Source organism: Paenibacillus sp. lzh-N1, from assembly GCF_002872435.1.
GTDB lineage: Bacteria > Bacillota > Bacilli > Paenibacillales > Paenibacillaceae > Paenibacillus > Paenibacillus polymyxa_C.
On sequence record NZ_CP025696.1, the window covers coordinates 1307501 to 1331313 of the forward strand.

The following is a 23813-nucleotide window of genomic DNA, read 5'->3' on the forward strand; positions in this document are numbered from 1 at the left end:
CGTTTTTGCGTCATGGTTCGTTCCCCTTTCATTTTTACTAAGATTCCGTCATCTCAAAAGCAAGCCTGGCAGCGCCAATGAATCCAGCGCGGTTTCCCAACATTGCCCGACTTACTTCTGTCTGAACTCCCAGTCGGTCCAGATGCTTTTCCAGCAAGGGCCACCAGACATCTCCCGCGTCCGCTACTCCTCCCCCAACAATGATCAACTCAGGATCAAGAGTCACCGATATATTAGCCAGAAGAACAGCTAAATCTGCTGTGTAGTCATCTAGCGCCTGAATTGTCTTCAGGTTGCCGTGAGCGGCCTCTTCCACAATCTCGTTCCCAGAACAATACAGTTTTCCGGTGCATTCACTACCTCGACGTAACAGGGCGCTACCTGATACGTATTGCTCAGCACATCCCTTTTTCCCGCAATTGCAGGGGTGACCTCCAGGAAACAAAATACTGTGCCCCCAATCGCCGCCGCTCCAGTGGGCCCCTCTACACAAGAGGCCATTTTCCATATACGCGCCTCCGACCCCTGTTCCCAAGGTGAGCATGGCTAGGCGCTGCTTACCCTTCCCGGCCCCCTGCCAAGCTTCTCCAAGTAACGCAGCGTTCGCATCATTATCAGCAACCGCACGTAAAGCCAGCTTTTCTCTAGCCCACCTCACCAAGGATGTACCCTGCCAGCCAGGTAGGTTATCTGTAGCGTACACAACTTCACCGCTCTCCACATTCACTCTGCCAGCAGTAGCAATACCTAAAGCGCCTATACCTACAGGGGTACTCACACTGGTATCTCCAAAAGAACGCATCAGTCTGAATACAGACTCAGACACACGCGACAATACCCATTCACGCCCACGGGAGGCATCTGTACCCATTCGAATTTCATCAAGTACCGATCCATCCCGTGCCACTATGGCGGCCTTTACGGAAGTCCCTCCAATGTCGATCCCAATGACTTTATTCAATGCAACTGCCACCACCATATCCTCCTTGTTCCCCCACATAAAAGCTTACGAGCTCTTAGCACAAACCTTCTATAGATAGAAAAACATGATGAACTGTCGGAGCGTGCCGTAATCCAATCCACAATCGCAGAATTTCAATAGCTTCGTTCAATCACCGCTCTCGCTGTTTTTTCCTTCATTTGTTTGGTGTGACTCGTGTGCTTGCGAGCAAGTCCTTCACAGATGAGGTCAATCACGAATAGCTGTGAGATTTTGGCGCCGATTGAACCGCCTTCTATCGGAGCTTCCTTCCCTGCGGTCAGTAAAACAATATCTGCAATGGAGGTAATAGGTGATTTTGCATAATTCGTAATTGCGATAACTGTTGCACCGTTCTGCTTGGCCTTGTGCAGCATGTCGTTCGTATCCAGCGTACTTCCTGATACACTGATACCAATAGCGACATCACCAGGACTCATGGACACCGCCATCATCGACTGAATATGTCCGTCTGCCACAGCCTCGGCGCGCCGCCCAATCCGCAAGAAGCGGTTTTTAGCATCCTGCGCGGAAATGCCCGATGCACCTACCCCGAAAAATTGAACATAACCCGCTTGATCGAGACACGCTATCGCACGACTAAGCTCCGAACGATCCAAGAGCCCCATACTGGAATGCAATATATCGAGCATATTGTGATACACCGTGCGGGTAATATCATGTTCGTTATCTGGGTCGTTGTTCTCCTCGCTCATATCGGTTTTGCGATAAGTCTGGTTTTGCGCCAACGACAGTCGGAAATCCTGATACCCTTTAAAACCAATTTTCCGGCAAAAACGCATAACAGTCGTTTCGCCTGTACCTGCAAAGTCAGCCAGCTCCGTCACGGAGAAATATATGATGTCAGCGGGGCACTCCAGTACGCACAAAGCGACCTTTTGCTCCGATTTCGTTAATGAAGGATAATACGTGTTAATTCGGTCGTTCATCTCCATAGATGCATTTCACTGCCTTCCTTGCGGCATCGGCAAACCGCTGCGTAATCAATTGGGGTCTAGTAATCGCCGAGCCTACAACCACTGCATGTGCACCCAGCCGAAACGCTTCCTCTACTTGTGCCGGATCATGGATTCTGCCCTCTGCAATGACAGGAACAGGAACCAGCTCTGATGCTCTCCGAACCAATTCCAGATCCGGACCCTCTATCTGAGTAGAATATGGCGTATAACCGGATAACGTCGTGGATACGCAGCCTATACCAAGGGAAGCCGCATGAAGTGCTTCCTCTAGTGTCGATATATCCGCCATGGAAGCGACTCCGTGCTCATGGGCGTAATCTATGAGGTGTTTCAACTTACATCCCGCTGGGCGCGGTCTCAATGTGGCATCCAGCGCAATGATATCCGCACCTGCCTCCACCAGTTCCTCCATTTCACGGAGGGTAGGCGTAATGTAAATATCAGAATCATTATAATCCCGTTTAATCAAACCAATGACTGGTAGAGGGATCGCCTGTTTAATCGCACGTACATCCGATGCACCATTGGCACGAATCGCTACAGCTCCACCCTCCTGTGCAGCACGCGCCATTTTGACCATAGAATCTGCTCCATGCAACGGTTCGCCTGGTAGCGCCTGACAGGAAACGATCAGTCCATGCCGAACCTTGGATAATACACCTTCCATTCCCATAGGAATCACTCCCTCCCCTCGGCATAATGCCGTACAGTCAATCCAACTTCAAAGGTACGGTTCCACGGCATGTAGCAATCTGTAATTTCCACGCGACCTTCCGGCCCGTTTACATATTCATCGAGTGCCTGCTCCAGCCGTCCGCGAATGACTGCAGCTACCGACCCTCTAGAGCCATCGAGCATAAACTTGTTAAAACCCATCTGCTCCACAATTCCATTATTCATAGCTGTACGTACCACGGCGCAATAACAGGCATCCTCAGCGTAGCGTAGCCCCAGAAAATCCAGGTGTTCCTCCGTAGGACCATAGCGGACATAAAGCATAGACTGAGCAATGACAGTACCGAGCGTGTTAGAACTAGTATTCCAGCCTGCATAGCCTGCCAGCTTAAATAGCAATCCCTTTTGCCTCAATAGTCTAAGTAGCTTGAGATCGGCTCCGTTGGCGTAGGCTACATCCGCAATTGCAATATTTTTATTGGCATCATGCTGCATATGAGCACCGTACTCAACTAGCTCTACCAGATTCCGATGTACATCATATCCGGCCATCGCATGCTGCTGGGATGAAGCTTCTGCCATCGTGTCTCCGGGCGTGTTCGCCAGCAAAATCAAATCAGCCTCCGCTGCTGAGGAAGCAATCAGCCCACCTGCCGCTATAATCTGATACTTTAACGTCTCGTAAAAATAACGATCCTCAAAAAGCGGGACTACAAATGCTCCCTGCAAAGCAGACAATCGAGGATACACCAGTGGAACTACATGATTCGTCTGATTCACCCAACGAGCTAGCAACGTACAACCCACTTCGTCTGCCCCTGGGTACATATATACTTTCAAATCTAACCCAAGCTCGGAAATACGACTTCTTAGCCGTTGTTGATCCTTGGCGGTATAGCCGTAGGGAGCCGAATCATCCTGTGGGATGATCATAAAATCAATCACGCCTTCTGCTACCAGTTCCAGTGCTACTTGATTGGCTTCCAAATTCACACGGCGACGCCCTAGATAATCATCCAAAATCTCTATAGGCAAACGCTCATCGATGTCCGCTAATTCCAGCAACTCTTCTGCGGTAGCAATCGCTAGCTCCTGACGATGCTCAATGAAACCCTTTCTAAATATCTCACGGCCCCAATCAGCATAGTAGTCTGGTTCCTCATCAGCTAAAGAGTACTGCGGACAACGCATAATCAATTGAAATGCATACAGAGTCAGTTGCGGGTATAGTTGCTTTAACCTGCGAAGACGATTAGCCCTGTTCCTGACCTGCCCACTCGACATTCCGTGCAGCCGAGAGGGTACGATCCCCCCGTACAGCAGCGTATCCATCGCAATAATAGCTCCATCAGCACTCGCCGCACGTTCTTCGAGCCATGCCCATAATCTGGTCGTATCGCCAGGGGTTTTCTTTTGTCCCATCCATTCCAATGGAGGGCGCTCCATTTCAAGGTCTGTGCCCTGTGCCAGTAAGTAAGGAAATTGATAATTACAGGGCCGCTCATCCAGCGGCACAAAAAGTAATCGAGTATTTGGCTTCACCATACGCTCCACCTCTCCTGAAAATTACCGTTATCCTAACGGCAAATGGTTATTTTCAGGGCAGCTATGCTGCCTTGGTTCTTTATTCCATACAAATTCTCACAAGATCAGTCGATGTTTGCCTTGTTCATCCTGATCGACATAGCCCCACTGCACGGCGGCACGGATCGCCGGATTGCTTCCCAGCCGAGCCTCCGCTTCCAGGCAAGCCGTAATACTGCGTCGTAGTTCGTCCACGACCTCGTCCGTCAGAGGCGGCGGCTCTTGTCCGTCAGTTGCTTCGCTCTGCATGAGATTTCCTAGCGACTGCACATCGTTCTGGCGCTCGCTACCGAGCGCAGCTTGGCGCAGCACTTGCCACAGGCTCACGTCCAACTTGGCACGTTCCAACCAAGGCGCAGCCTGTGCCACGAAGCCTGCCGCCGGATCATCGGCAGATATATTCTGTAGGACGCTCACGACGTAAAGCAGTCGCTCGAAGTATATATCCAGCGCAGGGATATCGCGCATTTGCAAAGCAAGGTCCACATCCTCATACGTGCTTCCGCCCAGTCGGCTGTTCTTGTTTTGGCGACAGAAAAACATCAGTTCATCTGTATGCTCCCCCGCCAACTCTCGCACAGCCCATTCCCAGGACAGCTCTGGCATATACCGCTCACTGTTCCACATATAGTGGGACATCGTAATGAGCGTCACTTTGGAGCACTCCCACTGGTTCATCGGGTTGGCTACCATGCCGGTATGTCCGCAATCTGGAAGACCGGAATACCGTCCGCGCAGTGGATCGAGGAATAACCGATCATGGTCACAATCATTCACCGGGATGTTATCCCACAACCACAGCTCATGCCCATAGAACGCATGATTATCGGCAGCATGCTGGCGACTAATCTGTGGAGCAAAAACAAAGTATCCCGTCCAGAACACCTTAATCTCCGGATGCAATCGCTCCCGGAAATCCTTTTTGTATTCGGTATCCCAATAGGACCAATATTCCGAAGGACAGACTGTCAGCGTAAATTCAGGCAGCCGTTCAGCCAACCATGTATGAACCTTATTCGTTAAAAAGACATGGGCGTGGCCCGAGCGGCCCAGTAAATGTCGATTTTCTCCTTTAAGGACATAATCAATGTCATCCATTAATATAGAAAAATGGCGCACGCCAATCGCCATCATGGCCGCCAGCTTTTCCGTTAATTTGAGGAAATCTTCATCGCTGCCAAAACTCAGGTCATTCCCTGGACTGATACAATAATGAAAATCAACCTCGTGCCGTTCACAGTCTTCCTTTAATTCGCGGATTTGGGCAAACGTCTCCTCAGGGTACGGTTCCCTCCATAGCTCACGATGATATGGATCGTCCTTGGGAGCGTACATGAACGTGTTCATCCGATGCGCAGCCATAAAATGGACGGCATCCAACCGATCCGCGAAACTCCACGGTTTTCCGTAGAAGCCTTCAATGATTCCTCTGACCGGAAAGGAAGGCTCATCTCGAATAGATATCACCGGTAGCGTACATCGTTCCTGTTCTACTTGAAGCAGGAGATGCAGGGCATCCATGCCGTACTTGAGCCCTCTTTTATTGGACGCATGGATTTCAATTCTACCTTCCTTCTGAATGTCCAAACGATATCCATCTGCAGTAAGCGTTCTGTCATACTCAAGTACCAACTGCACGCTTCCCCTTGTTTCAGTCGGAACACCGGGTCCCGGAGGTGCAATGAGCCTGATCGGTCCCTCGGGATCCAGTGCACCTTCATATTCCTGGTTCATTGCGAAGCGCGAGGACAGTTCACAGATCAGGTTCGGTTCAGAGATAACCAGTTTGTCCCCACTGTCATACACATCACGAAAATAATATTGAATCTCCTGCGGTGTTAGCCCTACACCCGAATTAGGCCGCATTCCTTTGGACAGTTCCATCGCAATCGTCTCCTTCCATTTACGGACTCTCCGTAGCCGAGACTTCTTAATTATCCTTTTACCGCTCCCGCCAAGCCTTCCATATAATAGCGCTGTGTGAACAGGAACAATATAATGATCGGCAATACCGAAATCATTGTGCCTGCAGCAATCCAGCCAAAATTATAAGCAAACTGACCATTGAGATACGTAAGTGCAGCTGCCAGCGGGTATAGCTCCGTATCGTTCAGAATAACGATAGGCCACAGGAAGCTGTTCCAGAACGACATGGCCTCCAACAGAGAAATCACAGCAAGCGCCGGTTTGACCAGCGGAAGCACCAACTGCCACCAGATTCGAAACTCCGAAGCGCCGTCCATTTTACCCGAATCACGCACGTCGGCGGGGATATGAATAAACGTCTGCCGCATTAGAAAAATGTTGAACACAGAGACTGCCCCAGGCAACACTACACCCATATATGTATTGCCCAGGTGAAGTCCTTGAATGGTCAGATAATGCACAATAAATGCCGTATAAGAAGGAATAATCATTGTAGCAATCAGCAACGTAAACACCACATTTTTACCCTTAAAACGAAATACAGCCAAGGGATACCCCGTCAAACTGGCCAGTATCACATTGAGCACAACGCCCAACACCGTAATGATGACTGTATTCAGCATATATTTAGGAAAATCCATGAACTGCCACACCTGAACATAGTTGTCGAAATCAATAAAGGTCGGGAAGATTGCAGGCGGCGTTGAAAAAATATTACGGCCTGGCATGAGGGATACACTAAGCAGCCATAGAAACGGTCCCATTAAAAAGAGGGCTAGCAGCACTAAAAGCAAATACATTATCGTCATTCTGAGCACTCGACCAAGACTACGCATGATGCGACTGCTCTCCTTTTTAGGAAGAGACGAGTGTAGCATTTTATCATTCTGTAGATTCATCAATAGGGATTGACACCGCCTTTCCTATTGAATCGGAATACGATAATACTAAGTACTGCAATCATTGCACCGACAATTAAGCCAAGTGCCGAAGCGTACCCAAAATTAAACTGCTCCATCCCCTTTTGAAAAATATACAAGCTGGATGTCAACGTGGCCGTTCCCGGTCCACCCTTGGTTAACACATATACCTCATCAAAAACACGAATAGCTGCCATAAGCGATATGAGGGTACAGAATAAAACGTAAGGTTTTAGCAGCGGAAGCGTAATATGAATAATCAAACGCCATCGACTTGCTCCGTCCACCCTAGCGGCTTCGTATAGATCATGAGGAATGTTTTGTAATCCTGCCAGATAGAGCATCATATAATACCCGAGTCCCTTCCACATCGTGATGAACATCAGTACATACAAGGCTAAATTACTGTCCGATAGCCAGTGTATGTCTTTGCTTATCAAACCTGCTTGTATAAGCAAATAGTTCACTACGCTGTTATTGCCCAACAGCCAACTCCAAATTAAGGCCACAGCTACCATCGAAGTCACAACAGGGATGTAGTAGGTCGTACGAAATATTTTAATTCCAGGGATACGGCTGTTCACCAGCACAGCCATCAGGATAGAGAAAAGTTGAAGAAAGGGGACAATGAGCACGTATAACAATGAATTCCAAATCGAAATAAGAAAGTTACGGTCCTTAAACGCTGCTTCAAAATTATCCAAGCCGACAAAATGGGTATCTGATATGACAGAGTAGTCCGTCAATGCCAGCGGAATGCTGTAAATAATAGGCCAAAATACAAAGACGGCAAGCAATAACAGTCCCGGCGTCATAAAGGCCCAGGCCGTAAAGGACTCCGACCTCAACCATTTGATCATGCTGCATCACCACCTGATTTTGATAAATGAACAGGGGAGTATTCGCATTACTCCCCTGTCATACCTATTGCTTTAAAATATCGTTTACTTCCTGCTCCAGGGCAGTAAGCGTCTCCTTCGTATCTCTTCCGTTCAATAAAATATTTTGCAAGGCTCGCGCGATCGCGCTGTTCACATCCTTGGCATTAGGCACACCGACCATATAATCTGTCGCCTTATCCAAGCTTTGTGCAGATACTACCTTGGCTTGTGCTTCTAATGATTGGTCAGACTGAGTAAAATACGAGTCTTTAATGGATTCTTTCGTGGAAGGTAGGGTATTGGCCTCTTTAGAAAAAGCCGTTTGACTCTCAGCATTTGTTAAGAAAACAGCAAATTTCACCGCCTCGTCTATATGTGCAGACTTGGTAGGTACGACCAGGTCCATAGAGTTGGAGAGTCGCACATCAGCTTTGCCGGTTGGGACCGGAACAGCAATCGTATTCTTATATACGTCCGGCGCCGCCGTTTTGATAAAATTGATGAACGTCGGACCTGCCAGCTCAAAGGCAACCTGCTCGCCGGCATAATATTTCACTTGCTGTGAAAAATCAGCATCTTCCTTGAGCACGACACCATCTTCCATCTGTTTTTTTAGATTATCAATCATGGTGACTGCGTCTGGAGTGTTGAATGCAGCTGCTGTCTTCTCTTTATTTAGAATGGGAATACCGTCAACCGCAAAAAGCTTGGATACGAGCTGCTGAGCATAGCCAGCCTTACCGATTTTTCTATTGATTTGGCGGCCCCATTCTGACAATTCCTCCCGCGTTTTGGGCGGATGAGCAGGGTCCAATCCAGCAGCTTTAACCAGCTTTGTATTCATGTAAAGTACTTCCGTGCCGGTATACCAGGGTAGTGCATAAGCTTTACCGTTAATAACCGTAGAATTATAAATACCCTCGAAATAAGCAGCCTTTTCCTCGGGCGACAAGTGTTCATTCATATCAACAACAGCACCCTTAGAGCCCATTTGGCTAGCAAATTCTGTATTGAGATTCACTACATCCGGGCTGCTGTTGCTAGCAATACTCGTCAATAACTTATTGGTCACTGCATCATACGGGTAATCCTTCCAATCAATTTTGACATTAGGGTTCTTCTGCTCATAATCGGCAATGACCCGATTAAAATACGGGGTAAATGTAGGTTGTAGCGCAATGGTCCAAAATTGCAGTGTCACTTTCCCTCCGTCTACCTTTTCCGGCTTTGAGCCTCCGCCACCGCAGCCGCTCAGCAGTACAACCAGTGCCAGCATAGATACAAGCAACCGTAACCTGCCTTTCGCTTTCTTTGTCACATGGTGACCCCCTTGTTCTTAGTTGATTAAGGTAAATTATAACAGAAATACCGTTATAGAAGGAACATTTTTTCAATAAAATAAATTTAGAAGGAATAATTTTTCTTTTATTGGATACAAAAAAGACGCCTCTTCAACAGAGACGCCATGTTTTCCAAATCAACCTACAGAGGATTAACATCTATTAATAATATGGAGCCATGAAAACGTACACCAAAACTCCAGTCAAGCTCACATATAGCCAAATAGGCATCGTCCAACGGGCAATTTTACGATGTTTTGCTACCTGCATCGTCCATCCCCATACAACTGTGAATAGCGCCAGCGGTACGATAATCGCAGCCAGTATACTGTGCGAAATCAACAGCGTAAAGTAAATCGGCCGTAGGATACCCACACCACCATATTTTGCAGTTTCCGGCGAAATGTAATGGAAGGTTAGGTAGGAAAATAAAAACAAAACGGTACTGGCGAAGGCCAGCAGAATAAAGGTTTTATGCACCTTAATGTTTTTCTTGAAAATCGCAACCAATGCAGCCACCAGGAAAATAAATGTGAAGCTGTTAAAAATCGCATTCAACCTTGGGAAAATAGTGAGATCAAAACTAACACTCCCCTGGTATCCGATCGGCGAAAAGAACAGCAGCAAAATAATCACATTGGCTATAATGGAAACGGTGATAATCAAGGCTGTAAAATTACGATTGCTCGTTGGAACGTACTGCTTGTCCTCACTCGCTTTATTCATCATGAGCGTCTCCTTCGTTTAAATTCAGGTTTTCGTTATTTTTGCGGTCATAACCATAATATATTATATAGAACTCATAGATAGCCTGTGAAGTGACAACAGTATGAACAATTTCACAGCGATTCTCCTGAAAATATGCTTCATCATTTGGGAATCGCTCTTATCTCCCCATATCAACGGTAGAATGCATTCATTTTACAAGCTTTATGCACACAAAAAACACCGAAAAGGGACCGTTCCCCACTCCGGTGTTGTGTCGGCTATGCAACACACTGCCATGATATCATATTTATTGCTGCCAGACGTCACTGTATTCCTGATGACGCTTGAACAGAGCCAGCGCGTACGAGCAAGCAGGGATCACCTTTTTATGCTGTTCCCTTGCCATAGCAACAACTTTGTCGATAAGCTCCTTGCCAATTTTTTGACCCCGTAACTGCTCGGATACAAATGTATGGTCAATGACCAAAGAGTGGTCATCTACGGATTTATAACCTACTTCTGCAACTACCTGTCCATCATCCACCATGACTACTGCATGGTCTTCCTCGCGAATTTGTCTCATGAGACCAATCCCCTTTCTGACTGAAGAAAATGCCGGTACAACTCCATGCGAACGAGTACTGCAATCACTTGATGCCCACGCTAGATATCCTTATCATTCCCCTATTTAGGGGACAGCGAAACATCACATACATAAAAAAGGAACTATCGTCGACACTATATTTATTCCAATTAAGGTAAAGGGAGGTGCTGTGTTGGGCACGGAAATGAAGCCTGTCATCCCGTTTGAACCGGAACTGAGCGAAAAAGTCCCTGTAGATGCAGGCATTTGGCGTTACGAAATAAAATGGGACGGTACAAGAATTTTAACGTATCACGATCAGGGCAGCACGCGTCTGTTCAATCGCAAGCAGCATGAACGAACGCTATTGTATCCGGAGCTTGCTCACTTCTCCTCCTACTGCAGGGCAGATTCAGTCATACTGGACGGGGAGATGATCGCACTTGGTGCCGACGGTAAACCGTCGTTCCATGAAATTATGCGCCGGGATCTGATTCGCCGGACGGATCGAATTCAGGCAGCCTATAAAGCCGTACCCGCTACTTACATGTTGTTCGATATTGTTTATCTAAATGGGGAATGGGTTCATCGCAAACCGTTACAGGAAAGGCTTGAACTGCTGCATCAGATCATCCTACCGAATGAACGGATCCAACTGGCTCCTGCTCATCCTGATGGACAAGCTCTATTTCAGGTTATGTGCAGCCAAGGAATGGAAGGTATTGTGTGCAAAAAACTGGATAGTCCGTACACATTGGGCGGACAGGACAGACGATGGGTCAAGGTCAAAAATTATGGTGATATCATTGCCGTTATCGGTGGCTATACCCTAAACGGAGGCGTTATCAACGCTGTATTGCTGGGCCAGTATGATAGACAAGGAATGCTGCGCTATATCGGGCACGTGGGTACAGGTAAGCTGACTCGTGGAGATTGGCGTCAGCTAACCGAGCGCCTCTTGCCACATACCATATCGGAGCGACCTTTTATTAATAAACCGGATCGGCATCAAGACGCATTTTGGGTAAAGCCCATGTTTACCGCCAAGATTCAATATAGTGAGTGGCGCTGGCAAGAAGGACGTACCTTGCGTCAGCCCTCCATCCAAGCTCTTGTGGATCAAGGTATTGAACAGTGCATCGGACCTTGGAAGTGACGTTTTACCGATACTTTTTCAAAAAATGCAGAACAAAGTTTGTATAAATCATTGCAACCAGTGGTTAATTAAATTACAGTTAACTAATTAACTACATCGAGGTGGATCGCATGTTCTTTTTTTTGGACTCCGAAATTCGTCAACTGGCCTATAATCTATTTCCAGGTGGCAATAAGCCGATTGGTGTTTTGGTAGATTTATTTTCTATAACGTACGAAATAAGAAAAAATATGGAAAAACGTTCGCGTGAATTTGGTCTCTCCTACGGGCAATATATTGCACTTTGTGTACTTTCTGCGCAAAGAGATGAAATGTCCTCTCCTTCTGCTTTAGCTGAAAAGATGGGTGTCAGCCGAGCAGCAATCAGTTCTATGGTCATTTCTCTTGAACAAGAAGGATTCATTAATAAATACGACGATCCCAATGACAAGCGGGGAGTGTTTGTTTCCCTGAATGATAAAGGAAGAAGTAAAATTCAGCAGATGGACCCTTTTTTTATAGGGCTGGCTTCACGTCTGATGTCAGACTTTACTGAAGCGGAACTCTGCCAGTTTCAGACCTATTTGTCACGCGTACGAGATGCTTTTGAAGATGTTAAAGGTTCGCGTCTAACCACCCCCAGCGCCCTCAGAGAGGAGAAAGACAAATAGTGCGAAGACTGAGACAAAATCTGTTCGTCAAACTTGCCCGCAGATCGGCTGGCCGGATGATAACAGCATCCGATTTTAAACCTTCGCATTCTCCCAAAGTACATCGGACAGAGAGGATGATTCCCACCTCTGTAGGTGATTCCAGGGTGATTGTATATGAGCCTTCCCTCAGGTCTGCTGATCCACTCCCAGTATTCGTCAATTTTCATGGTAGCGGATTCATTATGGGCAGCGCTGAAATGGATGACCCCTGGTGCCCGGTCATTGCCGAACGTGCGAATTGCGTCGTCGTTAATGTCGATTATCGCTTGGCCCCGGAGCACAAATTCCCTATTCCGCTACAGGAAAGCTATGATGTGACCCAATGGGTGTACAAGCATCCTAACGTGCTGAACATCGATCCCCAACGCATTGCGGTCGGCGGACATAGCGCAGGAGGTAATCTTGCAGCAGCACTGTGTCTTATGGCCCGAGATCGCAAGGAATTCCCGATTGTGTATCAGGTGCTGGATTACCCTTCACTGGATATCGCTACAGATCCCAAGCTGAAGCCTCAATTTGAGAAGGCGATTCCGCCTCGCGTGGCAAAAATCTTCAATGAAAGCTATTTGCGCTCGCCAGATGAGGCGCGAAATCCGTTGGCTTCTCCTATTTATGCAGAATCGCTACATGATCTCCCTCCTGCGCTGATCATAACGGCCGAGCTGGACTCCTTGGCTGATGAAGCTGAGTTGTATGCCAAGCGGCTGATTGAAGCGGATGTACCCGTAATGTATAAGAAATACATGGGTGCCGCACATGCTTTTACTCATAGCGGGGATCTCGCTGTAGCTGAAAGTGCCTGGCACCTGATGAGCGACCAGTTGAAATTGGCATTTGAATTTCGTATCGAGGACGTTCTGGAAGATCTGAGGAAATAAAAATAAGCCTCCTGCTACCACTGCCTTCATGCAGTCGGGTTCAGGAGGCTTATTTTATATCATTACAAACTGTTAAAAGCTTCTGTCAATACAGGCACAATTTGCGATTTGCGCGATACGACACCTTTCAGAACAGCTTTGTTGTCATCCAACTGTACATTGTAGGCTTTTTCAACTGCTTGGGCTTGGCTTCCCAGCGCAATACCAATGGAATCACTGTTCACAATGTCTGTTACGACGAACAAGAACAGATCAAGATTTTTAGCTGCAATGGTTTGGGCTAATGCAGCTTCCAAATCAGCTTGACGGGACAGCACATCGTTTACGTCTACTGCGTTCACTTGTGCAATTTCCACTTTGCGTCCATTCATCTGGAATTCTTTTGCGTCCAAGCTTACTAACTGCTCAATCGTGTGACCACTCAAATCAGCACCCGCTTTAAGCAAGTCAAAACCGTAACGATCTGCATCTACACCAGCAATTTCGGCCAGTTCGCGGGCAGCGGCTACGTCCTGATCTGTGCAGGTCGGGGATTTGAACAACAGGGAATCGGAAATAATCGCGGACAACATCAGACCTGCGATTTCTTTGGGAATGGCTACACCGTTTTCCTTGTAGAGTTTGTTCAAAATGGTGGCTGTGCAACCTACTGGCTCAGCGCGGAAGTACAGCGGCTGGCTTGTTTCAAAGTTAGCGATCCGGTGGTGATCGATGACTTCAGTTACGCGCACCTTGTCAATGTCCGTTGCGCTTTGCTGGCGTTCATTATGATCGACCAGAATGACGCTGTCTGTTTCAGTAGCAACCTGCTCAACCAGACGCGGCGCGCTCACTTTGAAATAATCCAGCGCATACTGCGTTTCCCCGTTAACCTCTCCCAGACGAACCGGCTCTACGTCGGCGCCCAGTTTGGTTTTCAAGTCTGCATAAGCAATAGCTGAGCAAATGGTATCCGTATCCGGATTTTTATGCCCGAAAATCAATGTTTTTGCCAACATAATCGACTCCTTCACCTTAAGCATTTTACGTGATTGTGTAACCTCAACAATTCCAATGCAGATTATATCATTAAATCTTGCATTCTCCCATTCCCCTACGATTGATTTCAAAAATAATCTAGTAAATTCATAACATTTCCATGGAATCTACATGTGAAGTTAACCTTATTTTTTCTAAAAATATAAAAAACATATAGTAATATATCCCACCAATATGGTAAGATATGCCTCAAAACTGGCAAGTTAGTCACCAGTGGTCAATTCTATTATTTTAGATATTAAGGGAGGCGTGAGAACAACGGCAGTGGCTTCAAATCCTAGTATGTAGAGATATCATATTTTGATTGAAAAGAGGGAAATCTTTGAAAAAGCCGATCATTTTGCAAAAAATACCTGTCGTATCACTCGCTCTTGCCTTGACGGTAAGCTTATCTCTGCCGTCTTTCAGTTCTGCCGCTACCGCAGATCTACAAATCAATTCATTTTTAAAAGCTCAGGAAGCATTAACTATTGAGGCGGCTCCGGCCTTTATCTCACCTGAGCTGAGTACAGACTCCTCCCGTCAGGTCAGAGTCATCGTGCAGCTTGATGGTGAGCCCCTAGCAGTGGACAAATATGCAGCACGTTCAAGCGCTAAAGCTTTCACCGCTCAATCCGAGCAAAAAGCCGAATCTGCGATCGCCACCGAGCAAACCACGTTCGTAGACCAAGCCGCTGAGCACGGTATTTCTCTTCAAGTAAATTACCAGTACAACACGGTGCTTAACGGACTGGAGGTTACAGTGCCAGCCAATAAAATTCCAGAATTGGCTAAACTACCAGGCGTTAAATCCATTCACGAAAACAAAACATATTATTCTATCCCCGTGCAGGACCCGCCAACACTTACAGCCAACGAAGCCACTTATGACAATGCGCCACTGGACCAAATTGGTGTTCCTGAAGCCTGGGCCAAAGGATTGAATGGCGAGGGAATCAAGGTCGGGGTTATTGATACCGGTATCGATTATGAGCATCCGGATTTGAAAGAAGCCTACAAAGGCGGTTATGACTCTTTTGAACAGGACAACGACCCCTACGAGGAACCGTTCCTTGAAAAAGAGAATGATCCATACGGCACAGGTTTTAGTGGAACGACACATGGTACTCACGTCTCCGGTACAATTGCCGGGAAAGCCGCGAATAAATCCTCAGATATTGTACAAAAAGGGATTGCCTATAAATCGGACTTATACGTATATAAGGTGCTTGGACGCAATACCAAGACCGGTCGTTCCTCCGGTTCCTCGGCACAGGTCATTGACGGTATAGAACGTGCTGTCAAAGATGGCATGAACGTCATCAACCTGTCGCTAGGCTCGGATTCTGAAAAGGATCCCAACTCCCCAGACGCCATTGCCATCAATAATGCGGTACTTTCCGGGGTAGTCGCGGTCATCGCAAACGGTAACGCTGCACAACAAGGGCCCTATTTTTACTCCATGGGTTCTCCCGCAACATCCCAGCTGGCGATTTCCGTTGGTGCAGCCACTTCACCGAGCAAAAGCTTCTCGGGCACAGCCTCGGTCACACGCGACTCCTATTGGGAGGCTAACGGTGAATTAAAGAAAACCGTAACTGCTGATGCTTATGCACATTACGATTTTAATTTGATGGGCTGGGAGACAGGCAGAGAAGACTTTGCCTCGGTTTTGGGAACTGCCCCTTATGAGCTTGTATATGCTAATTTGGGACAACCTGATGATTTTGAAGGAAAAGACGTAGCAGGAAAGATTGTTCTCGTTTCACGGGGCAACTTGGCATTCGTAGATAAAATCACAAATACGAAAGAAAACGGCGCGAAAGCCGTGATCGTTTTCAATGGAAATACGAAACCTGGTGACATTACCAAGGCTGATTTAGGGGAAAGTATTTCAGGTCGCGATGACTACGTTAATTCCAATTTGGGTGACAGCTTCGACTTTATTCCAACTTTTGACATGAAAGGTAAGGAAGGCCGTGCACTTGCTAAGCAAATCGTGGACAACGCTGGAGAAAAGTTCTCCGTTTCCTTTGGAGCAAACTATATTCGCACAGATAATGCAGGTAATACCATGGCTGATTTTAGCTCCCGTGGACCAAATGGAGATGAACTGCTGAGTATCAAGCCAGACGTGAGCGCACCGGGTGTTGGCATTTTGTCGACGTACCCTGCCTTCGCCAAGTTCTATCCAGATGCATCCTATGAGCAAGCTTACAAACGCAGCAACGGAACGAGTATGGCATCTCCGCATGTGGCTGGACTTGCCGTGCTGCTGAAGCAGCAGCATCCGAACTGGACACCGTTTGATATCCGCGCTGCTCTGGCAAACACTTCGGTTACACTCTTTAATGAGGATAAAACTCAATATGATGTGTATTCCCAAGGTGCGGGTCTTGTAAACATTGCGAATGCGATTCAGACTCCGGCCCTGCTGGAAACCGTTGAAAAGATTACGATTCTTGACAAGAACTTTAATCGGCAGGAGGTTGTGAATTATAATCCTTCCGCCAGCTTCGGGCTGTTACGACCTGGTAGTGATGCGAAGCAGATCCAGCTTCAACTCAAAAACTTGTCCGCAAACCCTGTGCAGTATGAAGCCAGCTACGTTTTACATGATAATGTCACCTCTGATCCGACTAAGCCTATTGCTACCCCCGATGTGAGCAATATTAGCGTTCAGTTGCAGGGTATTGGCGCGAATGGAGCCATCTCGGCAGAACCGGGCAAATCGCAACCGTTCTTCCTGTCTGTACAACCCAGTGCGAATGCAGCTACTGGTGTATATGAAGGAGAGGTTATTCTAAAAAGCGCTGGACAGCCAACACTTCATCTTCCGTTCGTTGTGCATGTCGGCAAAGAAAATCCAACGACAGGCTTCGGCTTGCAGGACCTGAGTTTCACGAACCCGATTATTTACCCAAATCGCACAGGTGCGCAGCGCACAACAGATTTGACTTTCCGTCTGACCACAGATAAAACCAATCAGATCGCGCTCTATGTATATGGATTAGATGATAAGCTGATCGGTCTGATTGATGGGATTGCCACTACCAAGGAACAAGGTGCTAACGCTCGCCTCAAACAAGGCGCATATTCCTTCAAGGGGATTAACGGAAGTTACGTTGAATTTGATGACAATGGCAAGCCTGTTCTGGATGCTAACGGTCAGCCTGTTATTCAGCACTTGAAGGATGGCGTGTACAAGCTGGAAGTCAGCTCTCCAGAACTGAATGAAAAGGGAGAAGTCGAACGCAATACCGATGGTCCTAAACTGTTCACTGCCACTAAATCGATCCGTGTGGATAATAGTGCCCCATCCGGTGGTAGTAGTGGCGGCGGAGGGGGTGGAGGTGGCGGCAGAAGCAATACTACACCTTCTGCTGCAACTAATACATCCACCCCTGTCGCTACATCTGCACCTTCACTGCAAAGCGTAGTGAAGCAAGGACAAGCTGTAAAAGCTGTGCCTACAGCCGTTGCGTTAAACAATAATGTACAGTCACTGACAGTAGCTGATGCAGACCTGCAGGCTGCTGTGGCAACAGCTGGCTCCAGTCCGACAGCTATTGTATTGTCGGCTACTAGCCAAGCAGGCCAAACGACTAAAGCATCACTCACTTCGTCACAGCTGGCAACGCTGGGCAAAGCCGCAGCAGGAAGCAGCCTGGTTGTGAGTAATACAGGTTCTTCCCTGGCATTGCCAGTATCTGTTCTAAAAAATGCACCTGAAGGTGCGGGCATTGAAGTGGTCATCAGTAGCAGCGGCACATTTACAAGCAAGCTTAAAGGCTCGAATGTGATCGGCACCCCGGTAGGGTTTGAGGCCAACGTAATCACTGGCGGTAAGAGCCAACCGCTCAAAGTTGCGCCAGGACAATTTATTAGCCGATCCTTTACCGTACCTGGTCAAATTGATCCTAATACAGCCGGTGTGCTCTATACAGCGAACGGAAATGTCTATCCCGTCCCATCCGTCTTCACCAAGCAAGTTGATGGATCTACCGTCGTTAAGGTAAGCCGTCCGGGCTTCTCGACGTATGCAGCGGCGACACGACCTGTTAGCTTTGAAGATATTTCATCGTCGTATGCCCAATCCGAAATTCAATCGCTTGCAAATAAATTGCTCATTAACGGCACAACCGACACGAAATTCTCACCGAAGCAAAACGTGACGCGTGCAGAATTTGCAGTCTTGGTCACCCGGGCACTTGGCCTGACACCAGGTACTGCTGCACCATTTAGTGATATTCCGGCAGGTAGCTGGTATGCCGGGGATGTGGCGGCCGCTTATGGGGCCGGATTGATTACAGGTCGCAACAACGACAAGTTTGATCCGCAAGCAAATATCAGTCGTCAAGAAATTGCTGTTGTGCTGGGCAAAGCAATAGACTTGCTTCAAATCAAAACAGCAGCCGATGGTCCTGCACGCACACCATACCATGATACTTCATCCTTTGCAGGCTATGCCAAGGACAGTATTGAAAAAGTAAGTGCGGCAGGTATTATTAACGGAGCCACGATTAAAGGCTCTTCCTACTTCCAACCGAATGCACCTACAACACGTGAGGCATCTGCCAAAGTACTGCATGTGCTCTTACAAAAAGCTGCACTCATAAACTAACAATTACAAAGCCCCCCGAGCCGTTATTTAACCAAAGTCGCGGTTCGGGGGGCTATTCTTATGTTAGACCATAATCTGCGATACTATACTGTTCCTGCTAAAGGCAGCGTTACTTTAAATATACTTCCCGTTCCCAGTGTACTTTCAGCTGTAATGCTCCCTCCGTGTGCTTCCACGATTGATTTCGTAATAGCCAGACCAAGGCCCGCTCCGCCTGAGCTGCGTGTACGCGATTCATCTCCACGATAAAATCGCTCAAATATCCGCTCCAGCTGTTCCTTCCCCATGCCGGGTCCATTATCACGAATTTGAATATCTGCCAGCTTCTTACCAGCCGATAAGTTGACATGGATCACGCCCTGCTCCATATCGGTATGTTGAACAGCATTGTGAAACAGGTTAAGTACGACCTGTTTGATCTTATCGCCTTCTGCCAATACCCGAACACCTGCCGTCATATCAAAAAATACCTTACGTGTGCCTGCCAGCATAAGGAGCTGTGGCTTCATTTCCAGCAGCAATGCATCTAGCGATATATCTTCTAGCTTCAACTCCGGTGTTCGGTCCAGCTTAGCCAACAATAGCAAATCAGAGACAAGCTTGTTCATGCGCTTGGATTCACCATACATACTTTCTAGTGCTGATTGGAGCTGCTTCGGATTGGATGCTGCTCCACGAAGCAGCACTTCCAAAAACCCATGGATGGATGTGAGCGGGGTACGCAGTTCATGAGAAGCATCCGCAATAAATCGTCGCATTTGCATCTGCAATTCCCGCTCGGCAGCAAAAGAATGCTCCAGCCGCTCCAACATTCCATTAAATGAAACTGCCAGGCGATCTACCTCATACTGACCCTGCTCTGCGTCAAAGCGCTCGTCCAAATTGCCCGCATCAATACGTTTGACTGCCTCGACCATTCTGGAAAGGGGCACCAATGTGCGGCGAAGCACAGGAAGCATAAGCGCCAAACCAATCGCAAGTGCAATCAGAGACAATAAAATAAAGGTGCGGAGTTGATTAATCAGCTGCTCTTGCATGGAATTCGTAGATACGCCCATTTGCAGTAACCCTGACGAACGGTCTGGTGGACCGAGCGGGCGAAATACAACCAGCTGCTCTTTTCCCTGTGCATCCGTAATTAATTGATAGCCGTGACGCATACGCTTGCTCTGCTGCATTGCTTGATACTGCTGAGTGGTGAGGCGCGGCGGTTTAAGCCCATTTTCGTTGGACAAGCTCTGGAAGGTGCCGTCTATACCTATAGAAGCAAGCGACATATCCGGCCAAAACAGAAACGGCCCCGGTCGATTACCTCTCCGATTGGTATCATCTTGGGGAGCGGCGATTCCATCCCCACTATTTTCCTGTGAATCCTTAATCAATAAGTCGACAGGAATTGAATTCAGCTGTGTATTCATAGCGTCTGCTCGACTGCGATACAGAAAATCTTTCATTAGAAAGTATTGGAGAAAACCGATCAACACCAGCAGCAATGCCAAAATGAGTAAGGTTCTGGCCAAAAGCTGGGACCGGAGAGAACGAAGCACATATTTTCTCCGTTTTTTCCTCCCCGCCTTCATAACAGATCCACTCGGTACCCAACACCACGCAGCGTCCGAATGACCCGATGCTCCTTATCTTTGAGTTTTTCTCGCAAGGAGCGAATGTACACTTCCACAATATTATCCTCGCCCCCAAAGTCATACCCCCAGACTCGGTCCAGAATACGACTTTTACTCAGCACGATTCCATGGTTTAACACCAAAAACTTCAATAGTTCGTATTCGGTAGGCGATAGCTCCAGCACCTGACTCTGATAGCGAATCTCCTTTCGTCGATCATCCACTTGAAAGGGTCCGTGAACCACTTCCCCCAACAGGTCAGGGAACTGATTTCGCAAACGCGCCTCAATACGAGCCAGCAGCTCATTAAAACTGAAGGGCTTAACGATATAATCATCCGCGCCGAGCTTGAGCCCTTTTACCCGATCGTCCACATCATCCTTGGCGGTCAGCATAATAACTGCGATGTTATCCTCTGTCTCCTTGAGACTTTGGCATACCTCAAATCCGTTCATTTCAGGCATCATTACATCCAGCACCGCTACATGCGGACGAAACTCTCTTGCCAGATCGAGTGCATCACTCCCGTTCTCGGCGGTTCTGACTTCATATCCTTCATTAATCAGTCCAAGCTCTAAAAATTGCAAAATATGAGGCTCGTCGTCCGCCAGCATAATCTTAACTCCGTGTATTGGATTCATTATTAATCTTCCCTTTCATATTGCTTCATTTTTATCATATTAAAAGTCGATTCATTTTTACCTGTATCTAATATACCTGAATCCTGCCGTAAAAAAAGCACCTCACCCCAGCTTTCAGCTAACGTTCAGGGAGCGCTCAGAACCCATTAAGGTACGTCTGGCATGATAATAGCAAGCCGGTAGTTCACCGGGCCAAGATCGGAATAAATACAAAGAAACTTTCACAGGGAGTGGAATGAACATGATTAAGAAATGGTTTAAGACCAGGGCGGACATCCCCCTGATCATCATTATGCTGATATCCACATTTTTGAACGGATACAACATCTGGCAAGACAAGTACGTAAACACCTACTACACGACGGCAGTAGCAAGCATGCTGCAGAGTTTTCACAATTTCTTTTTCGCCTCACTTGATTCTGCAGGATCGGTAACGGTAGACAAACCGCCTGTGGTGTTCTGGATTCAGACGTTGAGCGCCTATATATTCGGACTTCACGGATGGAGCGTGATCCTGCCGCAGGCACTGGCTCAGGTCGGATCGGTCTTGCTCGTTTACTTACTCGTTAAACCAAGCTTTGGTACACTGGCCGCACGTTTGGCTGCCTTCGCCATGGCAACAACACCGATAGCCGTAGCGGTTAGCCGCACGAATAACATTGACGCCATGTTGGTCTTCACATTATTGCTCGCAACTTGGCTATTGTTCAGAGGCCTTAAAAATAGCAAAACCGGGCTGATCCTGGCTGCTTTCGCAGTCGTCGGCATTGCCTTTAACGAAAAAATGTTGCAAGCCTATATGATCGTTCCTGCGTTGGGCCTGTTCTATCTGCTGGCTTCCAAGTATAACTGGAAACGAAAAGCAATAACGTTGGCAGGATCGGCAGTGGTTCTCCTGATTGTATCGCTCTCTTGGGCAGTCGTAGTGGATTCCACTCCGGCCGATGAACGTCCTTATATGGGGAGTAGCGGAACCAACTCTGTACTGAATTTGGCCTTCGGTTATAACGGCCTGTCTCGCCTGACAGGAGATCAGGGAACAGGTGGCAATCGTGGCGGTCAACGCTCAGAGCAAAACAATAACGCTGCGACGAATAGCAACATTACGAACACGGATCAGATCCAGACGACTACATCATCTGACAGCACTACCACTACGGATGACTCTGGTGCCAACTACATGACAGCAGACGGACCCGGTGCAGGTGGTCAAATGCCACCGGGCGGATTCGGGGGGAACGGACAAGGCGTTCCTGGTGGAGACGGCCAGGGTGGTCCAGGCGGTGGCCCGGGTGGAAATTCCGGTGGCGGCATGTTCGGTACTGGTGAAAAGGGACCTTTACGGTTGTTCCAATCTTCCCTGTCAGGCCAAGCGAGCTGGCTGCTTCCGTTCGCAATCATTGCTTCCATCGGCCTGCTTGCCAGTATTCGACGCCGTAATATCACACAGAAACATAAAGAAGTTATCTTCTGGCTCGCCTGGTTGATTCCCGTAGCTGCATTTTTCAGCGTAGCAGGTTTCTTCCATCATTATTACCTAATTATGCTCGCACCTCCGATTGCAGCGCTCTTCGGAGCAGGATTCGTAGAATTGTGGCAGCAGTATCGTGAGCGTTCCAACTGGCTCTCCTGGCTGTTACCCGTGGCAGTATTAGCAACATCGGTATTTAGCTGGTTCATTCTACAAAATTACAACGATACCATCGGCAGTGGCTGGTCCATCGCGGTATTGATCCTAGGGATCATCGGCACAGCACTCCTGGTGGTAGCACGAATGAAATCCGAGAAGTTCACAAGATATGCCATTATCGCAAGTGTACTCGCTATGTTTATCGGCCCTGTGTACTGGGCATTGACACCAATCGTCTACGGGGGGAACAGCATGATCCCACAAGCTGGACCGACTCAATTTGGCGACGGCGGTGGCGGAATGCCAGGCCGCAATGATGGCAATAGAGGTGCAAGCTTCAATGGTCAACAAGCCGAAGGAACTCAAATGAATAACCAGACTCAAAATGCAGAGAATTCCAACTCTGTTGGAAATACTTCAAGCACACAAACAAGTACAGACACGGAACAAAAAGCTTCTACCCGTACCAGAGGAATGGGAGGCCCGAACGGTAGCCAAAGTTTAGATCAAAAAACGTTGAGCTACTTGCAAAAAAATAACACAGGTGAAACCTATCTTTTCGCAGCAAGCAATTATTCAACAGCCGCTCCTTACCTGGTCGAGGCCGGACAAAAAGTAATTATTATGAACGGTTTTGTGTCTTCCGATCCGGTCTATACCGTCGATAAAATCAAGGCGCTGGTCGAAAGTGGGCAAGTGAAATACTTTATGATTTCTGGTGGCGGCGGTGGACCGGACGGCGGCAACTCTGAAGTCACTGCTTGGATTAAAGAACACGGCAAAGTAATCCCTACAGATGAATGGAAAACAACAACCACAGCAGAAACAAGTACAGCAGTGAAAGCAACGAACAGCGGAAACGACACCACGAACACCAACGCAACCGTTCAGGATGGTCAAGGTGGATTTGGCGGAGACGAGCGTGGCGGAAGCGGTACTTTATACGAAATCACATTATAAATGAGGAGGAACTACGA

At 47.6% G+C, this 23813-nt stretch carries 19 protein-coding genes (1 of these 19 cut by a window edge); 5 read left to right on the forward strand and 14 right to left on the reverse strand.

All coding sequences use genetic code 11. The features are described 5' to 3' along the window. The 11 genes from C0638_RS05990 to C0638_RS06040 all read right to left on the reverse strand — a co-directional run. Positions 1-14 carry the beginning of an FAD-dependent oxidoreductase gene (locus C0638_RS05990; RefSeq protein ID WP_013369021.1) on the reverse strand. 1597 nt of this gene lie to the left of the window's left edge, so only the first 14 of its 1611 coding nucleotides appear in the window; its start codon is at positions 12-14; its stop codon lies off the left edge, out of view. A gap of 23 nt (positions 15-37) precedes the next feature. Then, positions 38-979: an ROK family protein gene (locus C0638_RS05995; RefSeq protein ID WP_233902322.1), complete on the reverse strand. Its 942-nt coding sequence runs from the start codon at positions 977-979 to the stop codon at positions 38-40. A gap of 116 nt (positions 980-1095) precedes the next feature. Continuing rightward, positions 1096-1935, reverse strand: a complete 840-nt coding sequence (locus tag C0638_RS06000; protein WP_040102328.1) for a MurR/RpiR family transcriptional regulator — start codon at positions 1933-1935, stop codon at positions 1096-1098. Further along, entirely contained in the window at positions 1913-2632 is a 720-nt protein-coding gene (locus C0638_RS06005) for an N-acetylmannosamine-6-phosphate 2-epimerase (protein ID WP_013369018.1), read from the reverse strand. The genes C0638_RS06000 and C0638_RS06005 overlap by 23 nt, the downstream gene beginning before the upstream one ends. A 5-nt stretch (positions 2633-2637) precedes the next feature. After that, complete coding sequence (locus C0638_RS06010) at positions 2638-4179, reverse strand: DUF4127 family protein (RefSeq protein WP_058710652.1); 1542 nt, start codon at positions 4177-4179, stop codon at positions 2638-2640. A 96-nt stretch (positions 4180-4275) separates the two neighbouring features. Next, positions 4276-6102 carry a protein O-GlcNAcase gene (locus C0638_RS06015; RefSeq protein WP_058710653.1) on the reverse strand — a complete coding sequence of 609 codons (1827 nt, stop codon included), beginning with the start codon at positions 6100-6102 and terminating at the stop codon, positions 4276-4278. A 50-nt stretch (positions 6103-6152) separates the two neighbouring features. Next, positions 6153-7043, reverse strand: coding sequence for a carbohydrate ABC transporter permease (locus C0638_RS06020; RefSeq protein WP_025674445.1), 891 nt, complete (start codon positions 7041-7043; stop codon positions 6153-6155). After that, complete coding sequence (locus tag C0638_RS06025; protein ID WP_013369014.1) at positions 7043-7924, reverse strand: carbohydrate ABC transporter permease; 882 nt, start codon at positions 7922-7924, stop codon at positions 7043-7045. Before C0638_RS06025 ends, C0638_RS06020 begins: the two co-directional genes overlap by 1 nt. 64 nt (positions 7925-7988) lie before the next feature. Next, positions 7989-9263, reverse strand: a complete 1275-nt coding sequence (locus tag C0638_RS06030; RefSeq protein WP_025674444.1) for an ABC transporter substrate-binding protein — start codon at positions 9261-9263, stop codon at positions 7989-7991. A 184-nt stretch (positions 9264-9447) separates the two neighbouring features. Beyond that, complete coding sequence (locus C0638_RS06035) at positions 9448-10014, reverse strand: DUF420 domain-containing protein (protein ID WP_013369012.1); 567 nt, start codon at positions 10012-10014, stop codon at positions 9448-9450. Positions 10015-10300: 286 nt separating this feature from the next. Further along, positions 10301-10576 (reverse strand): GNAT family N-acetyltransferase, encoded by a 276-nt coding sequence (locus C0638_RS06040; RefSeq protein ID WP_013369011.1) that lies wholly within the window; start codon positions 10574-10576, stop codon positions 10301-10303. A 193-nt stretch (positions 10577-10769) separates the two neighbouring features. On the opposite strand from C0638_RS06040, the gene C0638_RS06045 reads away from it, so the two are divergent. From C0638_RS06045 to C0638_RS06055, 3 genes are all read left to right on the forward strand, one after another. Next, positions 10770-11732, forward strand: coding sequence for an ATP-dependent DNA ligase (locus tag C0638_RS06045; protein ID WP_082689619.1), 963 nt, complete (start codon positions 10770-10772; stop codon positions 11730-11732). A gap of 110 nt (positions 11733-11842) precedes the next feature. Next, positions 11843-12382: a MarR family winged helix-turn-helix transcriptional regulator gene (locus tag C0638_RS06050; protein ID WP_025674441.1), complete on the forward strand. Its 540-nt coding sequence runs from the start codon at positions 11843-11845 to the stop codon at positions 12380-12382. Next, positions 12379-13302: an alpha/beta hydrolase gene (locus tag C0638_RS06055; RefSeq protein WP_082689620.1), complete on the forward strand. Its 924-nt coding sequence runs from the start codon at positions 12379-12381 to the stop codon at positions 13300-13302. The genes C0638_RS06050 and C0638_RS06055 overlap by 4 nt, the downstream gene beginning before the upstream one ends. A 62-nt stretch (positions 13303-13364) precedes the next feature. On the opposite strand, the gene C0638_RS06060 is transcribed toward C0638_RS06055, so the two are convergent. Beyond that, a complete protein-coding gene (locus tag C0638_RS06060; protein ID WP_013369007.1) occupies positions 13365-14300 on the reverse strand; it encodes a manganese-dependent inorganic pyrophosphatase in 936 nt (311 codons plus the stop codon). A 362-nt stretch (positions 14301-14662) separates the two neighbouring features. Between C0638_RS06060 and C0638_RS06065 the strand changes: the two genes are divergently transcribed. Beyond that, positions 14663-18943 carry a S8 family serine peptidase gene (locus C0638_RS06065; RefSeq protein ID WP_058711951.1) on the forward strand — a complete coding sequence of 1427 codons (4281 nt, stop codon included), beginning with the start codon at positions 14663-14665 and terminating at the stop codon, positions 18941-18943. 83 nt (positions 18944-19026) lie between these two features. Here C0638_RS06065 and C0638_RS06070 read toward each other — a convergent pair whose 3' ends face one another. Together C0638_RS06070 and C0638_RS06075 are read right to left on the reverse strand one after the other, a co-directional pair. After that, a complete protein-coding gene (locus C0638_RS06070) occupies positions 19027-20523 on the reverse strand; it encodes a sensor histidine kinase (protein WP_013369005.1) in 1497 nt (498 codons plus the stop codon). Further along, positions 20520-21206: a response regulator transcription factor gene (locus C0638_RS06075; protein WP_014599406.1), complete on the reverse strand. Its 687-nt coding sequence runs from the start codon at positions 21204-21206 to the stop codon at positions 20520-20522. The genes C0638_RS06070 and C0638_RS06075 overlap by 4 nt, the downstream gene beginning before the upstream one ends. A 241-nt stretch (positions 21207-21447) precedes the next feature. Here C0638_RS06075 and C0638_RS06080 point away from each other — a divergent pair, with 241 nt between their 5' ends. Further along, positions 21448-23796 carry an ArnT family glycosyltransferase gene (locus C0638_RS06080; RefSeq protein ID WP_102163386.1) on the forward strand — a complete coding sequence of 783 codons (2349 nt, stop codon included), beginning with the start codon at positions 21448-21450 and terminating at the stop codon, positions 23794-23796. Positions 23797-23813: the final 17 nt, after the last annotated feature.